Here is a 16,209-nt window from a genome sequence, read left to right as displayed (position 1 = left end):
CGCCCGCCTGCGGGGCGAAGAGGTACGCGTTCGGAAGCACCGCTTCCGGTGCCGATGAGCGCCGGAGCGCGAAGCGATCAGGCCGGGGCGCAGGGCGGGGGCCGGGGGAGAGGGCCGCATCCGGCTGCACGGCGCCAATCAATGGCTATCAGCCAATCTTGCCAATCCAGCGCGAATCCAATGCCTCCCCGAAAATCCGCGATGAACCAAAAAAAAGGGGATGCCAATGGCATCCCCTTCTTCATTCAGGCTTGGCTTCAGACGACCGGCTTGGTCTCGTCCTTGGCTTCGTCCTTTTCCTCTTCCTCGGCCTTGGGTTCGGCTTTCGCCGGAACTTCTTCCTCGGTCGCTACCGCCACTTGCTCCTGCTGTTCGGCCGGGGCTTCGACGGGTTGCTCCACTGCCTGCTCGACGGCCTCTACGGCCGGCTGCTCGGCAGCGACTTCCTCGGCCACGCCAGAGATGGCGTGCACGGCAGCGGAAACCGGCTCGGCGGCAACTACGGCTTCGACCACGTTGGCGGCACCAGCTTCAGCTTCCTTGGCCAGGCGCTCGGCTTCGCGCTGACGGCGGCGAACTTCACGGGGGTCGTTGGCGGCGCGACCGGTGCTGGACAGGGCGGCGGCCGGGGCCTCGACATGCGGAGCAGCGACTTCCGGAACTTCCACCACCGGAGCGGGGGCGGGCTCTTCGGTCACGACCGCAGCCGGAGCGGCTTCGATGAACTGAGGCGCCTCGATCACGGCCGGCGCTTCAATAGCTTCAACAGCTTCAACTACCGGCTCGGCGACCGGGGCAGCTTCCTCGACCGGGGCGAAGACAGCCTCGGCTTCAACCACCTGGACTTCGACCTGGACGGGTTCCTGGCTGGTGGCTTCAGCAGCTTCGCCAACCGCTTCGGCTGCGACCACGGCGGTTGCGGCTACTGCGGCGACCTGGGCGACATCGGCAGGGGAGGCCTGCTCGACGCCTTCCTGGCCTTCTGCCAGTTCTTCGCCGCCGGCTTCACGCTGACGCTCACGGCGATTGCTGCGGCGGCGCTGGCCACGGGAACGGCGACGCGGGCGTTCGCCATCGGCGCCTTCCTGATCGTCGTCCAGCAGCTCTTCGTTGTTCAGCAGTTCTTCGTCGACCGCCTCGGCCTCGGCCTGGGCCTGTTCGGCGCGCGGCTGGCGTTCCTCGCGGGGCTGACGCTCTTCACGCGGCTGGCGCTCTTCGCGGGCCGGACGCTCAGCGCGCTCGCCACGCTCGCGACGACCTTCCTGGCCTTCACGGGGTTCGCGCGGCTGGCGCTCTTCGCGCTGCGGGCGGTCCTCACGGGCCTGGCGTTCTTCACGCGGCTGACGCTCTTCGCGATCCTCGCGGACCTGGCGTTCCTCGCGAGGCTGACGCTCTTCACGGGGCTGGCGTTCTTCGCGCGGCTCGCGGGCCTGGCGCTCTTCACGCGGTTGACGCTCCTCGCGCGGCTGGCGCTCTTCGCGGGCCGGACGCTCGCGGCGGGCTTCCTGGCCTTCGCGGGCTTCGCGCGGCTGGCGCTCTTCACGCGGCTTGCGATCGTCATCACGACGGCCTTCACGACCCTCGCGGCCTTCGCGACCATCACGGCGACGGTTCTGCTGGCGGCCGGCGCGACGCTCTTCACCGCGCGGCTGACGCTCGATGGTGGGCTTCTCGGCTTCGGCCTTGGGCTCTTCCTTGCCGGCGAACAGGCCTACCAGGGATTTCACCAGGCCCTTGAACAGGCTGGGTTCCGGGGTCGGCGCCGGCGGTGCCAGCGGGGCGGCAGCAATCGGAGCCGGAGCGGGGCGCTCGGGGGAAACGGTCTTCACCGCGGCTTCCTGGCGAACCAGGGTGCGGGTGGAGCTGGCCGGCTGGGCTTCTTCGACCTCGGCCGGGGTCATCTCGTAGCTGGACTGGCCGGTCAGTACTTCGGGGCTGTCGTCGCGCAGGCGCTGGACTTCGAAGTGCGGGGTCTCGAGGTGGTCGTTCGGCAGGATGACAATGCGCGAACGGCTACGCAGCTCGATCTTGGTGATGCTGTTGCGCTTCTCGTTGAGCAGGAAGGCGGCAACCGGGATCGGTACCTGGGCGCGGACTTCGGCGGTGCGGTCCTTGAGGGCTTCTTCTTCGATCAGGCGCAGGATGGCCAGGGACAGCGACTCGACGTCACGGATGATGCCTTGGCCGTCGCAGCGCGGGCAGACGATGCCGCTGGTCTCGCCCAGGGATGGACGCAGGCGCTGGCGGGACATTTCCAGCAGGCCGAAGCGGGAGATGCGACCGATCTGCACGCGGGCGCGGTCGGCTTCCAGGGCTTCGCGGACTTTCTCTTCCACTGCGCGCTGGTTCTTGGCCGGGGTCATGTCGATGAAGTCGATGACGATCAGGCCGCCGATGTCACGCAGGCGCAGCTGGCGGGCGATTTCCTCAGCCGCTTCCAGGTTGGTCTGCAGGGCGGTTTCCTCGATGTCGCCGCCTTTGGTCGCACGGGCCGAGTTGATGTCGATGGACACCAGGGCTTCGGTCGGGTCGATGACGATGGAGCCGCCGGACGGCAGCTTCACTTCGCGCTGGAAGGCGGTTTCGATCTGGCTTTCGATCTGGAAGCGATTGAACAGCGGAACGCTGTCCTGGTAGAGCTTGATCTTGCTCTGGTACTGCGGCATCACCTGGCGGATGAAGCTGAGGGCTTCCTCGTGGGCTTCGACGCTGTCGACCAGCACTTCGCCGATGTCCTGGCGCAGGTAGTCACGAATGGCGCGGATGATGACGTTGCTTTCCTGGTAGATCAGGAAAGGGGCGCCGCGTTCACCGGAAGCTTCCTTGATGGCGCTCCAGAGTTGCAGCAGGTAGTCCAGGTCCCATTGCAGCTCCTCGCTGGAGCGGCCGAGGCCGGCGGTGCGGACGATCAGGCCCATGTCGGCCGGAGCATTGAGGCCGTTCAGCGCTTCGCGCAGTTCGTTGCGCTCTTCGCCTTCGATGCGACGGGAGATACCACCGGCGCGGGGGTTGTTCGGCATCAGCACCAGGTAGCGGCCGGCGAGGCTGATGAAGGTGGTCAGGGCTGCGCCCTTGTTGCCACGCTCTTCTTTCTCGACCTGGACGATGACTTCCTGGCCTTCGCTGAGCACTTCCTTGATGTTGATGCGGCCTTCGGGAGACTTCTTGAAGTACTCGCGGGAAATTTCCTTCAGCGGCAGGAAGCCGTGGCGCTCGGCGCCGAAGTCGACGAAGGCGGCTTCGAGGCTGGGCTCGATGCGAGTGATCCGGCCCTTGTAGATGTTGGCTTTCTTCTGCTCGCGTGCACCCGACTCGATGTCCAGGTCATACAGGCGTTGGCCGTCGACCAGAGCAACACGCAACTCTTCGGGCTGAGTTGCGTTAATCAGCATTCTTTTCATGTGATACCAATGGGTTTCCGGGCTACCGGAAACGGCGATTGGCGCACACGACTCTCGCGGTCGGTGTCAGGTGCGTGTCAGGGCCGGCGGACCGTCCCAGTGTCCAGCGAACTCCAGCCAGTGGGGCCGAAATCGCGACTACGTCTCCTGCTTGCTGTGTCGTGACAGAAGCACTTGTTCAGGAGGAGGAATCAACGGTCGGTAGCGGACGAAATGAAGCGTCTTGAATAAAGCCTGGTGCTACGCAGTCCGACTATTGTGCATCTCCACCCTACACTTATCCCTTGAAAATCGGGTGCCGCTCGCTGAATCCGTAGCGGGTTGCATTTACCGTGATCTCCCGTTGGAAGGGGCGATCACGCGTCATGGCTCAAGGCTTTGATTTCGGAAATTGCGCGGTCAATGCGGCGAAATTTCTGTCGGACGGCCTCACGTCCTGAAAGGGTTGCAGCGGTTGGGATGGCAGTTTTGGCGAACATCCCGAAACCAGGCCGCTTTTGGCGGCGTTCGCGACTATAGCAGTAATCATTAAGTGCTTCAAATCCATAAAAAATTGTTATGATGCGCAAATGACTACTCCTGCCTCTCCAACCTCCAGCGTCCAGCTGCTTGAGGTTGCGCCGGAATATGCCGGCCAACGCATCGATAATTTCCTACGTACCCAGTTGAAGGGTGCGCCCAAGACGTTGATCTATCGCATCCTGCGCAAGGGCGAAGTCCGGGTGAACAAGGGGCGTATCAAGCCGGAGTACAAGCTCCAGGCCGGCGACATCGTGCGGGTTCCGCCGCTGCGCCTGGCCGAACGCGATGAGCCGGCACCGGTGGCCCAGGGGCTGCTGGAGCGCCTGGAGGCCGCCATCGTCTACGAAGACAAGGCCCTGATCGTGCTGAACAAGCCCGCCGGCATCGCCGTGCACGGCGGTAGCGGTCTCAGTTTCGGGGTGATCGAGGCGTTTCGCCAGTTGCGCCCGGATGCCAAGGACCTGGAGCTGGTGCATCGCCTCGACCGCGATACGTCGGGCCTGCTGATGATCGCCAAGAAGCGCAGCATGCTGCGGCATCTGCACGAGGCCCTGCGTGGCGATGGCGTGGACAAGCGCTACCTGGCGCTGGTGCGCGGCAGCTGGCCGACCTCGAAGAAGAAGGTCAGTGCGCCATTGCTGAAGAACAACCTGCGCTCTGGTGAGCGCATGGTGGAGGTGAACCCCGAAGGCAAGGACGCCCTGACCGAGTTCCGGGTCGTGCGGCGCTTCGGTGAGTTCGCCACCCTGGTGGAGGCCAGCCCTATCACGGGCCGTACCCACCAGATCCGTGTGCATGCCAAGCACGCTGGCCATTCCATCGCTGGCGACCCCAAGTACGGAGATGAGGACTTCACTCGCGAGATCCGCGATCTTGGCGGCAAGCGCCTGTTCCTGCATGCCCATTCCCTGGCCATCAGCCTGCCTGATGGCGGCGAGTTGAAGCTGGAAGCGCCGGTGGACGAGATGTGGCAGAAGACCCTGGAGCGTCTCGGTGCGTGACTATCGACTGCTGATCTTCGATTGGGACGGCACGCTGGTGGATTCCATCGCCCGCATAGTCGAGTCCATGCGTGTCGCGGCCGACGTCTGTGGGTTGCCCTGGCGCGACGATGTCGCCATCAAGGGCATCATAGGCCTCGGTTTGCCGGAGGCCATTGCCACCCTTTACCCGGATCTCGACGATGTGCGACTTATCGATGGGTTCAGGCGCAGCTACGGTGATCATTACAATGCCCTGGAAAGCCAACCTTCGTCCCTGTTCGAGGGGGTGGCTGAGGCCCTGGAAGACTTCCGAGCTCAGGGTTACCGCCTGGCGGTCGCTACTGGCAAGAGCCGTCGGGGGCTCGATCATGTATTGGCCGGGCGCGGTTGGCTGGAATATTTCGATGTCACCCGTTGTGCGGATGAGACGGCGAGCAAGCCCGATCCGCTGATGCTGCGGGAAATCCTCGTGCACTGCGGCGTGGTGGCCGAGCAGGCGCTGATGGTGGGGGATTCACCCTTCGACCTGCGCATGGCGCATCGGGCGGGGATGGATTCCGTGGCGGTGGGTTACGGTGCCCAGCCGCTTGCCGAGTTACTCAAGGAGTCGCCGAAACTGGCGATCGAGCGTTTCGAGGAGCTGCGTCACTGGTTGAGTGGTGATCGCAGCCGGCAATCCCTGGAGGTGGAACTCTATGTCTGATGAATGGAAAGCATCGGCTTCTGCCGACAAGGCTGACGAGAAGAGCTGGAAGCTGCTGGAGAAAGCGGTGCTGGCTGGCGTCCAGGAGCAGCGTCGGGCTCGGCGCTGGGGGATTTTCTTCAAGTCCCTGACCTTCCTTTATCTGTTCATCGCGCTGGCGCTGTTCGCGCCATCCTTCGATCTGCAGAAAGGTGCGGCGCGCAGCAAGGATCACACGGCGCTGGTGGAGGTCCGCGGGATGATCGCCGATGAGGAGGCGGCCAGTGCGGATAATATCGTTACCGGTCTGCGCGCTGCCTTTGAGGACCCGAAGACCAAGGGCGTTGTCCTGCGCATCAACAGCCCGGGCGGCAGCCCTGTGCAGTCCGGCTACATCTATGACGAGATTCGTCGGCTGCGCGAGGCGCACAAGGACATCAAGGTCTACGCCGTGATCTCCGATCTGGGCGCGTCCGGTGCCTATTACATTGCCAGCGCGGCGGATGAGATCTATGCCGACAAGGCCAGCCTGGTGGGTTCAATCGGCGTGACTGCGACCACCTTCGGCTTCGTCGATGCGATGGGCAAGCTGGGTGTCGAGCGCCGTGTCTACACCTCTGGCGAGCACAAGGCATTCCTTGATCCCTTCCAGCCGCAGAAGGCGGAAGAGACTGAGTTCTGGCAGGGCGTGCTGAATACCACTCACCAGCAGTTCATCGAAAGCGTGAAGAAGGGTCGAGGCGATCGGCTGAAGGTCGAGGGGCATCCCGAACTCTTCAGTGGCCTGGTCTGGTCGGGGGAGCAGGCGCTGGCGCTGGGCCTGGTGGACAAGTTGGGCAATGCCAGCTTCGTGGCGCGGGAAGTGGTGGGGGCGAAGGAAATCGTCGACTACACCGTCCAGGAGTCGCCTTTCGATCGCTTCTCCAAGAAGTTCGGCGCCAGCGTCGCTGAGCGGCTGGCCTTGTGGATGGGCTTGCAGGGGCCTTCGCTGCGCTGAGTTGCGCGCGTTGCCAATGAAGAAAGCCCGGCCAGTGCCGGGCTTTCTTCATTTATATGGATGGAGGTCAGGGGATCTGCACGCCTTCGGCGAGCAGCATGTCCACCAGGCGGATCAGCGGCAGGCCGACCAGGCTGGTGGCGTCGCTGCCTTCGGTGGCGCGAAACAGGCTGACGCCCAGGCCCTCGGCCTTGAAGCTGCCGGCGCAATCGTAGGGTCGTTCCGCTTCCAGGTAGCGGCTGATGCGCGCTTCGTCCAGCTCGCGGAAGTGCACCGTAAAGGGTACGCAGTCCACCTGATAGTTCCCCGTGGCGCTGTTCAGCAGGGCGAGGCCGGTAAGGAAGCTGACGCTGGTTCCGCTAGCGGCCAGCAATTGGCTGCGGGCGCGTTCGAATCCGTGGGGTTTGCCGAGTATCTGCTCGCCGAGTACGGCGACCTGGTCGGAGCCGATGATCAGGTGATTCGGGTGCAGGGTGGCCAGTGCCTGGGCCTTTTCCAGGGCCAGGCGGCGCACCAGTCGTTCGGCGGACTCCTGCGGATGGCGGGTTTCATCAATGGCCGGAGCGCTCCAGGTGAAGGGCAGGCGCAGGCGTTCGAGCAGTTCGCGGCGGTAGGGGGAGCTGGATGCGAGCACCAGGGGCGGCATGGCGATCTCCGGAATGTGGGCGAGGAATTCTATAGAGCCGGTTCACGCAGGGACAATGCGGAAATTCTTTTGACAGGGGAGGGGCTCGTCCCTAGAATGCTGCGCCTATGTTGAATGGGCCGATTCCACCTCATGTAGATCCGCGCAAGCTGGCGGACCGCGAGATCACCCTCGAAGGTGATATTGCGCTTGCCAGCCTGGAGCGACTCTGCGACCCCCTAGCGGACAATGCGGGCAGCATCCATGCGAGCCTGGCGTTCAGTCGTGACGAACGTCGCGCGGTCGTCATCCACAGCCGGATCGACGTCGAGGTCAAGATGGTTTGCCAGCGTTGTCTAGAGCTGGTCGCCCTGAACATCCACAGCGAATGCGATTACGCCGTGGTGAGGGAAGGGGCTGACAGTCAGTCGCTGCCGAAGGGCTATGACGTGCTGGAAGTGGGAGAGGATCCTCTGGATCTGATGACTCTGGTCGAGGATGAGCTGTTGCTCGCCCTGCCCATAGTTCCGGCCCATGACCCTGAAGAATGCCAGCAGCCGGCGGGCCTCGATGAGCCCGAACCGAGCGAGGACGAGGTTTCGCGGTCCAACCCGTTCAGTGTATTGGCGCAGTTAAAGCGTGACCCAAACGTTTAGGAGTTAATTGATTATGGCTGTTCAGCAGAACAAAAAATCCCGCTCGGCACGCGACATGCGTCGTTCCCACGACGCCCTCGATGCCAACGCACTGTCCGTAGAGAAGAGCACCGGTGAAGTTCACCTGCGCCACCACGTTTCCCCGGACGGTTTCTACCGCGGTCGCAAAGTGATCGACAAGGGCGCTGACGAGTAATCCTTGTCCGCCTCGATCGTCGCGATTGATGCAATGGGCGGGGACTTCGGTCCCCGCTGCATTGTCCCGGCCAGTGTTGCCTGTCTGGCCGAATTCCCCTCGCTTCACCTGGTCCTTGTCGGCCAAGCCCCCCTTCTCGAAGAACTCATCGCCCGCGTTCCCGTGGCCGATCGCCAGCGCCTGCAGATCGAACACGCCAGTGAAGTGATCGGCATGGATGAGCGCCCGGCACAAGCCCTGCGCGGCAAGCCTGATGCCTCGATGCGCGTCGCCCTCGAACTGGTGCGCAATGGGCGTGCCCAGGCTTGCGTCAGTGCCGGCAATACCGGTGCCCTGATGGCGCTGTCTCGCTATGTGCTGAAGACGCTGCCCGGCATCGATCGTCCGGCCATGGTCAGCGCCATTCCTACGGCCCGTGGTCACTGTCATTTGCTGGATCTTGGCGCCAACGTCGATTGCAGTGCGGAGCATCTCTATCAATTCGCTGTGATGGGGGCGGTGGCCGCCGAGGCCCTGGGGGTGGAGCGGCCGCGGGTGGCATTGCTGAACGTCGGCACCGAGGACATCAAGGGCAACCAGCAGGTCAAGCTGGCAGCGAGCCTGTTGCAACAGGCCCAGGGGCTCAATTACATCGGCTACATCGAGGGGGACGGGCTCTATCGCGGTGAAGCGGACGTGGTGGTGTGCGACGGTTTCGTCGGCAACATCCTGCTCAAGTCCAGCGAAGGCCTGGCCTCGATGATTTCCGCGCGCATCGAGGCGCTCTTCACCGAGAACCTGGGTTCGCGCCTGGTGGGTTCGCTGGCGCTACCGCTGCTGCGCAGGCTGCGCACCGACCTGGCGCCCGCGCGTCATAACGGGGCGAGTTTTCTTGGCTTGCAGGGCATCGTCATCAAGAGCCATGGCTCGGCCGGTTCGGAGGGCTTCCAGAGCGCCATCCGCCGGGCGCTGATCGAGGTTCGGGAGAACCTGCCGCAGCGCCTGCACGGTCGCCTGGAGCATCTGTTGCTGTAGGATGTGACCGCTATCGGTAGCCTGTCATCCAACTGTCAGTTCTTTGCGCTTGGCTATGCCGGGCGTCAATCTCCCTCTACCGCCAGATAAGGGACCACTCTCAATGTCCGCATCCCTCGCTTTCGTCTTTCCCGGTCAGGGCTCCCAGTCTCTGGGCATGCTGGCCGAGCAGGGGGGCCAGCAGAAGCTGGTCCTGGATACCTTTGCCGAAGCCTCCGAGGCGCTCGGCTATGACCTCTGGGCATTGACCCAGCAAGGTCCGGAAGAACAGCTCAACCAGACCGACAAGACCCAGCCGGCCATCCTCACCGCCTCCATCGCCCTGTGGCGCCTGTGGCTGGCTGAAGGTGGCGCCCGTCCGGCCTACGTCGCCGGCCACAGCCTGGGCGAATACTCCGCCCTGGTGGCGGCCGGCAGCCTGGCCTTCACCGATGCGGTGAAGCTGGTGGAGCGCCGTGGCCAGCTGATGCAGCAGGCCGTTCCGGCAGGGCAGGGCGGCATGGCCGCCATTCTCGGCCTGGAAGATGCCGACGTGCTGGCCGCCTGCGCCGAAGCCGCGCAGGGTGAAGTGGTCAGCGCAGTGAACTTCAACGCACCCGGCCAGGTGGTGATCGCCGGTGCCGCGGCTGCCGTCGAGCGCGCCATCGAGGCGTGCAAGGCGCGCGGCGCCAAGCGTGCGATGCCGCTGCCGGTCAGCGTGCCGTCCCACTGCGCACTGATGAAGCCCGCCGCCGAGCGTTTCGCCGAAGCCATCGAAGCCCTCGCCTGGCAGGCACCGCAGATTCCGCTGGTGCAGAACGTCAGCGCTGCCGTTGCGGCGGACCTGGACGTACTCAAGCGCGACCTGCTGGCCCAGCTCTACAGCCCGGTTCGCTGGGTGGAGTCGATGGTCTGCCTGTCCGAGCGCGGTGTCACCGAGCTGGTGGAGTGCGGCCCGGGTAAGGTGCTGTCCGGCCTGAACAAGCGCTGCGTGAAGGGTGTCAACACCCACAACCTGGATACCCCTGATGCTTTCGCAGCCGCCCGTGCTGCGCTGGCCTGAACAAGGAGAAGACCTATGAGTCTGCAAGGTAAGGTGGCATTGGTCACTGGTGCGAGCCGTGGCATTGGCCAGGCGATCGCTCTCGAACTGGGCCGTCAGGGCGCCGTGGTCATTGGTACCGCGACTTCCCCCTCCGGTGCCGAGAAAATCGCCGAGTACCTCAAGAGCAACGGCATCGAAGGTGCCGGCCTGGTCCTGGACGTCAGCAATGACGAGTCGGTCGCCAGCACCCTCGAACACATCCAGCAGCACCTGGGTCAGCCGCTGATCCTGGTGAACAACGCCGGCATCACCCGCGACAACCTCATGCTGCGCATGAAGGACGACGAGTGGTTTGACGTCATCAACACCAACCTCAATAGCCTGTATCGCCTGTCCAAGGCCGTGCTGCGCGGCATGACCAAGGCTCGTTGGGGACGCATCATCAACATCGGTTCGGTGGTGGGCGCCATGGGCAACGCCGGCCAGACCAACTACGCTGCCGCCAAGGCCGGCCTGGAAGGCTTCAGCCGCGCACTGGCGCGCGAGGTCGGTTCCCGCGCCATTACCGTAAACGCGGTGGCGCCGGGCTTCATCGACACCGACATGACCCGTGAACTGCCGGATGCCCAGCGCGATGCGCTGCTGACCCAGATCCCGCTGGGTCGCCTGGGCCAGGCCGAAGAGATCGCCAGGGTGGTGGGTTTCCTCGCCTCCGATGGCGCTGCCTACGTGACTGGCGCTACCATCCCGGTCAACGGCGGTATGTACATGAGCTGAATGTGACGAATCCCTTCAGAAAGCTGTCATATGGGCTGTCTAGAATTCGCTATATAAGTGCAGTCGGGTTATAGACATTTCGTTGCGGCGATCCGGAAGGGGTTCAGGCGTTCTGCTTGAAATGCAGAAATCCCTTTCTATACACTGCAGCCCCAGCTGCACGGATTTTTCCATAGGAGTGAAAACAAGGTATGAGCACCATCGAAGAACGCGTCAAGAAAATCGTCGCCGAGCAACTGGGCGTCAAGGAAGAGGAAGTCACCAACAGCGCTTCCTTCGTTGAAGACCTGGGCGCCGACTCCCTTGACACCGTTGAGCTGGTGATGGCTCTGGAAGAGGAATTCGAGACCGAAATCCCGGACGAGCAAGCCGAGAAGATCACCACCGTTCAGGAAGCCATCGATTACATCAACGCCAACGCGCAGTAATGTAATCGTCGGTTCCCCGACGCGGAGAAGCCGCACGACCCAACCGGGCGTGCGGTTTTTCTTTAAGCAGGTTGTTGAAAAATCCGCGGGGCATGTCGCCTGTCGGGCTTTTCAACAGTCTGTTAATCCGAATCAACCGCCGTGTAGAGATTGAAGAAGGAGATCGCTGTGTCGCGTAGACGCGTCGTGGTCACTGGCCTTGGCATGTTGTCGCCGCTGGGTACCGATGTACCGAGCAGCTGGCAGGGAATTCTGGCTGGCCGCAGTGGCATTGGCCTGATCGAACATATGGACCTTTCCGCTTACACCACCCGCTTCGGCGGCTCGGTCAAGGGGTTCAATGTCGAGGAGTACCTGTCGGCCAAGGAGGCGCGCAAGCTCGACCTATTCATCCAGTACGGCCTTGCGGTGAGCTTCCAGGCCGTGCGCGATTCCGGTCTCGAAGTCACCGATGCCAACCGCGAGCGCATTGGCGTTGCCATGGGTTCCGGCATCGGCGGCCTGACCAACATCGAGAACAACTGCAAGTCACTGATCGAGCAGGGGCCGCGTCGGATCTCTCCGTTCTTCGTGCCCGGCTCGATCATCAACATGGTGTCCGGCTTCCTGTCCATCCATCTGGGCATCCAGGGGCCGAACTACGCCATCGCCACCGCCTGCACCACCGGCACCCATTGCATCGGCATGGCCGCGCGAAACATCGCTTACGGCGAAGCGGACGTGATGGTTGCGGGGGGCTCGGAAATGGCGGCCTGCGGCCTGGGCCTGGGCGGTTTCGGTGCGGCTCGCGCGCTGTCCACCCGTAATGACGACCCGACCCGCGCCAGCCGTCCATGGGACAAGGGCCGCGACGGCTTCGTGCTGTCCGATGGCGCCGGCGCCCTGGTGCTGGAAGAGCTGGAACATGCCAAGGCCCGTGGCGCGACCATCTATGCCGAGCTGATCGGCTTCGGCATGAGCGGTGACGCCTACCACATGACCTCGCCGCCGGAGGACGGCGCCGGTGCTGCGCGCTGCATGCGCAATGCCCTGCGCGATGCGGGCCTGAACGGCGACCAGGTGCAATACGTGAACGCCCATGGCACCTCGACGCCAGCAGGCGACGTCGCCGAGGCCATGGCGCTGAAATCGGTATTCGGCGAGCACGCCTACAAGCTCGCGGTCAGCTCCACCAAATCCATGACCGGCCACCTGTTGGGTGCCGCCGGCGCGGTCGAAGCGATCTTCAGCGTCCTGGCCCTGCGCGACCAGGTGGCGCCGCCGACCATCAACCTGGACGAGCCCGATGAAGGCTGCGACCTCGACTTCGTGCCCCACGAAGCGCGTTCCATGCCCATGGACATCGTGCTGTCCAACTCCTTCGGCTTTGGCGGCACCAATGGTTCCCTGGTGTTCCGCCGGTTCGCTGGCTGATGCATAGCTGGGTCGACGGCCATCCGGCCGAGTCGCTGTCCATCAAGGACCGCGGCCTGGCCTACGGCGATGGGCTTTTCGAAACCATCGCCGTGCGTGCCGGTCGGCCCCCGCTGCTCGAATACCACTTGGCGCGGCTGACCGAAGGCTGCCGGCGCCTGGGTATCCCTCTCGACCTGCCACTGATGCGTACCGAACTGCTGGCGTTCTCGGCGGGCCTGGGCGAGGGCGTGGCCAAACTCATGGTCACCCGTGGCGAAGGCCTGCGCGGCTATGCACCGCCGCCCGTCGCCTTGCCGCGGCGCATCCTGCAGAGCAGCGCTTTTCCCGCCTATCCCGAAGGCAACTGGGAGCAGGGCGTGCAGCTCTTCCCTTGCGCGACCCGGCTGGCCGAGCAGCCGCTGCTGGGCGGTCTCAAGCACCTGAATCGCCTGGAACAGGTCCTCGCCCGCGCCGAATGGCAAGGCGGCGATTTCGCCGAAGGCCTGATGCGCGACCAGTCGGGACGGGTGATCGAGGGCGTGTTCAGCAACCTCTTCATGGTCCGGGGCGGCGTCCTGGTCACCGCCGAGCTTTCCCGCTGCGGTGTGGCGGGGGTAATGCGCGCGGCCCTGCTGGACAGCGCCAGGGCGCAGAGCATCGCGGTCGAAGTGCGGGATATTCCTTTCGAGGAGTTCGTCCAGGCCGACGAAGTTTTTCTCTGCAACAGCCTCTTCGGCATCTGGCCGGTGCGTTCAGTAACAGGCCATCACTGGCCGGTCGGGCCGCTGACCCGTAAACTTCAGGCCATCGCCCGCGATCTACTGGACATCTGATTCGTGATACGCAAATTCCTGCTGATGCTGGAGGCAGGCCTGCTCCTTGCCGGCCTGTTGGTAGCCTTCGCCGGCTGGCAGCAACGCGTCTCCCTCGAGCAACCCTTGAACATTTCTGCCGAACGGATGCTCGATGTCCCGGCAGGTGCCACTCCGGGTGGCCTGCTGAATCGCCTGGAAGAGGAAGGGGTGCTGCGCAATGCCTTCTGGTTGCGCCAGTACTGGCGCTTCAACCTGTCCAACGCATCCCTGCACAGCGGCGAGTACCGCCTGACCCCTGGCATGAGTGCCGCCGCCTTGCTGGGCCTGTGGCAACGGGGTGAGGTGGTGCAGTACAGCGTGACCCTGGTGGAAGGCTGGAGTTTCCGTCAGGTCCGCGCCGCCCTGGCCAAGCAGGCCAAGCTGGAGCAGACCCTGGCCAACGTCGGCGATGCGGAGCTGATGGCCCGCCTCGGTCGGCCCGGCGAGAATCCGGAAGGCCGTTTTTTTCCCGATACCTACCGTTTTGTCCGCGGCATGCGTGACATCGATCTGCTGAAGCTGGCGCGGGAGCGTCTCGACCAGGTGCTGGACGAGGAGTGGTCCAGGCGCGCCGAACGGCTGCCCTATGCCGACCCCTACCAGGCGCTGATCATGGCGTCGCTGGTCGAGAAGGAAACCGGCGTGCCGAACGAGCGCAGGCAGATCGCCGGTGTCTTCGTGCGCCGCCTGCAGACCGGCATGTTGCTGCAGACGGACCCGACCGTGATCTACGGCCTGGGCGAGCGCTACAACGGCAACCTGACCCGTGATCACCTGCGCGAGCCGACACCCTACAACACCTACGTGATCAGCGGCCTGCCGCCGACCCCGATCGCCCTGGCCGGGCGCGAGGCGATTCACGCGGCATTGCATCCCTCCGCTGGCAAGAGCCTCTACTTCGTCGCACGTGGCGACGGCAGCCATGTATTCTCCGAGACCCTGGGCGAGCACAATCAGGCCGTGCGCGACTTCCAGTTGAAGCGCCGCAGCGATTACCGCTCCAGCCCAACCCCGCAATGAATAAGGACACCCAGTGAGCGGTCTGTTCATCACCTTGGAAGGCCCCGAAGGCGCCGGAAAGAGCACCAATCGCGAATACCTCGCCCAGCGTCTGCGCGGCCAGGGCATCGAAGTGCTGCTCACCCGCGAGCCTGGCGGCACCCCGCTTGCCGAGCGCATTCGCGAACTCCTGCTGGCCCCCAGCGACGAAGCCATGGCCGTGGATACCGAACTGTTGCTGGTGTTCGCCGCCCGTGCCCAGCATCTGGAGGCCGTTATCAAGCCGGCCCTGGCCCGTGGCGCGGTGGTGCTCTGCGACCGCTTCACCGATGCCACCTATGCCTACCAGGGCGGTGGCCGCGGTCTACCGGAGGAGCGCATTGCCTTGCTGGAGCGGTTCGTCCAGGGCGACCTGCGTCCTGACCTGACCCTGGTCTTCGACCTCCCGGTGGAAATCGGCCTGAGCCGCGCCGCCGCTCGTGGCCGCCTCGATCGATTCGAGCAGGAACAGCGCAGCTTCTTCGAGGCGGTGCGCCAGACCTACCTCAGACGCGCCCAATCGGCCCCCGAGCGCTATAGGGTGATAGACGCCTCGGTGCCCCTGGCCGACGTCCAGGGCAGCCTCGACCGGTTGCTGCCTGAACTGCTGGAGCGCTGCAATGGCTGATGCCTATCCCTGGCAGGAAGCGCTCTGGCAGCAACTGGCGGGCCGCCCGCGGCACGCCCACGCCTATTTGCTTCATGGCCCGTCCGGCATCGGTAAGCGCGCCCTCGCCGAGCGCCTGATGGCGCGCCTGCTCTGCCAGAGCCCGGCCGGCCTCGATGCCTGTGGGCAGTGCAAGGCCTGCCTGCTGCTGGCGGCCGGCACGCACCCGGACGCCTTCGTGCTGGAGCCCGAGGAGGCTGACAAGGCCATCCGCGTCGACCAGGTGCGCGAGCTGGTGGAGTTCGTGGTCCAGACCGCACAGCTCGGCGGGCGCAAGGTGATCCTGCTGGAGCCGGCCGAGGCGATGAACCTGAACGCCTCCAACGCCCTGCTCAAGAGCCTGGAGGAGCCGTCCGGCGATACCGTGTTGCTGTTGATCAGCCATCAGCCCAGCCGACTGCTGCCGACCATCAAGAGTCGCTGCGTGCAGCAGGCGTGCCCGCTGCCGAGCGAGGCCCAGAGCCTGGCCTGGCTGGCTTCGGCGCTGCCGGATGCCTCGCCCGAGGAATTGCACGAGCTGTTGGTCCTCGCCGGTGGCTCGCCGCTTTCGGCGAAGCGCCTGGAAGGGCAGGCGGTGCGCACCCAGCGTGCCGAGGTCGTGGAAGGTGTGAAGAAGTTGCTCAAGCAGCAGGTCGGCGCCAGCCAGTTGGCGGAGGGTTGGAATGCCGTGCCCCTGACGCTGCTGTTCGACTGGTTCTGCGACTGGGCGCAGCTGATGCTGCGCTACCAGCTCACCCGTGACGAGTCCGGCCTGGGACTGGCCGACATGCGCAAGGTAGTGCAGTACCTGGCCGACAAGGCGCCGCAGCACAAGGTGCTGGCCATGCAGGACTGGTTGCTGCAACAGCGCCAGAAAGTCCTCAACAAAGCCAACCTCAACCGTGTCTTGCTTCTCGAAGCGCTCCTGGTGCAGTGGGCAAGCCTGCCCGGGCCGGGCTAGAATCGGTGGC

17 protein-coding genes are annotated in these 16,209 nt (G+C 64.4%); 14 read left to right on the top strand and 3 right to left on the bottom strand.

What is annotated here, in order from left to right; all coding sequences use genetic code 11:
* Window positions 1–257: 257 nt before the first annotated feature.
* Window positions 258–3,401, bottom strand: a complete 3,144-nt coding sequence (gene rne, locus E8F11_RS03335; RefSeq protein WP_280287382.1) for a ribonuclease E — start codon at window positions 3,399–3,401, stop codon at window positions 258–260.
* A gap of 356 nt (window positions 3,402–3,757) precedes the next feature.
* The gene (locus E8F11_RS03330) at window positions 3,758–3,970 is read right to left on the bottom strand and encodes a hypothetical protein (RefSeq protein ID WP_280287381.1); all 213 of its coding nucleotides are present in this window, start codon (window positions 3,968–3,970) and stop codon (window positions 3,758–3,760) included.
* On the opposite strand from E8F11_RS03330, the gene rluC reads away from it, so the two are divergent.
* The 3 genes from rluC to sppA are packed head-to-tail and all read left to right on the top strand — an operon-like array spanning window position 3,971 to window position 6,585.
* A complete protein-coding gene (gene rluC / locus E8F11_RS03325; protein WP_280287380.1) occupies window positions 3,971–4,924 on the top strand; it encodes a 23S rRNA pseudouridine(955/2504/2580) synthase RluC in 954 nt (317 codons plus the stop codon).
* Window positions 4,917–5,609: an HAD-IA family hydrolase gene (locus E8F11_RS03320; RefSeq protein WP_280287379.1), complete on the top strand. Its 693-nt coding sequence runs from the start codon at window positions 4,917–4,919 to the stop codon at window positions 5,607–5,609. Before rluC ends, E8F11_RS03320 begins: the two co-directional genes overlap by 8 nt.
* A complete protein-coding gene (gene sppA / locus E8F11_RS03315; protein ID WP_280287378.1) occupies window positions 5,602–6,585 on the top strand; it encodes a signal peptide peptidase SppA in 984 nt (327 codons plus the stop codon). The genes E8F11_RS03320 and sppA overlap by 8 nt, the downstream gene beginning before the upstream one ends.
* 67 nt (window positions 6,586–6,652) lie before the next feature.
* Here the strand turns inward: sppA and E8F11_RS03310 are convergent, their stop codons facing one another.
* Window positions 6,653–7,231, bottom strand: coding sequence for a nucleoside triphosphate pyrophosphatase (locus E8F11_RS03310; RefSeq protein WP_280287377.1), 579 nt, complete (start codon window positions 7,229–7,231; stop codon window positions 6,653–6,655).
* Between the two features lie 107 nt (window positions 7,232–7,338).
* Between E8F11_RS03310 and E8F11_RS03305 the strand changes: the two genes are divergently transcribed.
* The 11 genes from E8F11_RS03305 to E8F11_RS03255 all read left to right on the top strand — a co-directional run bounded on the left by E8F11_RS03305 (window position 7,339) and on the right by E8F11_RS03255 (window position 16,199).
* Entirely contained in the window at window positions 7,339–7,866 is a 528-nt protein-coding gene (locus E8F11_RS03305) for a YceD family protein (RefSeq protein ID WP_280287376.1), read from the top strand.
* A gap of 13 nt (window positions 7,867–7,879) precedes the next feature.
* Window positions 7,880–8,062, top strand: coding sequence for a 50S ribosomal protein L32 (rpmF, locus tag E8F11_RS03300; RefSeq protein WP_131183483.1), 183 nt, complete (start codon window positions 7,880–7,882; stop codon window positions 8,060–8,062).
* A 3-nt stretch (window positions 8,063–8,065) separates the two neighbouring features.
* Window positions 8,066–9,076: a phosphate acyltransferase PlsX gene (gene plsX, locus E8F11_RS03295; RefSeq protein WP_280287375.1), complete on the top strand. Its 1,011-nt coding sequence runs from the start codon at window positions 8,066–8,068 to the stop codon at window positions 9,074–9,076.
* Between the two features lie 103 nt (window positions 9,077–9,179).
* On the top strand, window positions 9,180–10,118 hold the full coding sequence (fabD, locus tag E8F11_RS03290) for an ACP S-malonyltransferase (RefSeq protein WP_280287374.1): 939 nt from the start codon (window positions 9,180–9,182) through the stop codon (window positions 10,116–10,118).
* A gap of 15 nt (window positions 10,119–10,133) precedes the next feature.
* Window positions 10,134–10,877, top strand: a complete 744-nt coding sequence (gene fabG, locus E8F11_RS03285; RefSeq protein WP_280287373.1) for a 3-oxoacyl-ACP reductase FabG — start codon at window positions 10,134–10,136, stop codon at window positions 10,875–10,877.
* A 191-nt stretch (window positions 10,878–11,068) separates the two neighbouring features.
* Window positions 11,069–11,305: an acyl carrier protein gene (acpP, locus tag E8F11_RS03280; protein WP_004422318.1), complete on the top strand. Its 237-nt coding sequence runs from the start codon at window positions 11,069–11,071 to the stop codon at window positions 11,303–11,305.
* A 168-nt stretch (window positions 11,306–11,473) separates the two neighbouring features.
* Window positions 11,474–12,718: a beta-ketoacyl-ACP synthase II gene (fabF, locus tag E8F11_RS03275; protein WP_280287372.1), complete on the top strand. Its 1,245-nt coding sequence runs from the start codon at window positions 11,474–11,476 to the stop codon at window positions 12,716–12,718.
* Window positions 12,718–13,533, top strand: coding sequence for an aminodeoxychorismate lyase (gene pabC / locus E8F11_RS03270; RefSeq protein WP_280287371.1), 816 nt, complete (start codon window positions 12,718–12,720; stop codon window positions 13,531–13,533). The genes fabF and pabC overlap by 1 nt, the downstream gene beginning before the upstream one ends.
* Before the next feature lie 3 nt (window positions 13,534–13,536).
* Window positions 13,537–14,574 (top strand): endolytic transglycosylase MltG, encoded by a 1,038-nt coding sequence (gene mltG, locus E8F11_RS03265; RefSeq protein ID WP_280287370.1) that lies wholly within the window; start codon window positions 13,537–13,539, stop codon window positions 14,572–14,574.
* A gap of 13 nt (window positions 14,575–14,587) precedes the next feature.
* A complete protein-coding gene (gene tmk / locus E8F11_RS03260) occupies window positions 14,588–15,220 on the top strand; it encodes a dTMP kinase (RefSeq protein WP_280287369.1) in 633 nt (210 codons plus the stop codon).
* Complete coding sequence (locus tag E8F11_RS03255) at window positions 15,213–16,199, top strand: DNA polymerase III subunit delta' (protein WP_280287368.1); 987 nt, start codon at window positions 15,213–15,215, stop codon at window positions 16,197–16,199. The genes tmk and E8F11_RS03255 overlap by 8 nt, the downstream gene beginning before the upstream one ends.
* Window positions 16,200–16,209 lie beyond the last annotated feature (10 nt).

The sequence above is a fragment of the Pseudomonas sp. BN417 genome (assembly GCF_029871205.1).
Taxonomy (GTDB): Bacteria; Pseudomonadota; Gammaproteobacteria; order Pseudomonadales; family Pseudomonadaceae; genus Metapseudomonas.
The sequence above is the reverse complement of the archived record's forward strand: the minus strand, read 5'-3'. Positions and strand labels throughout refer to the sequence as shown.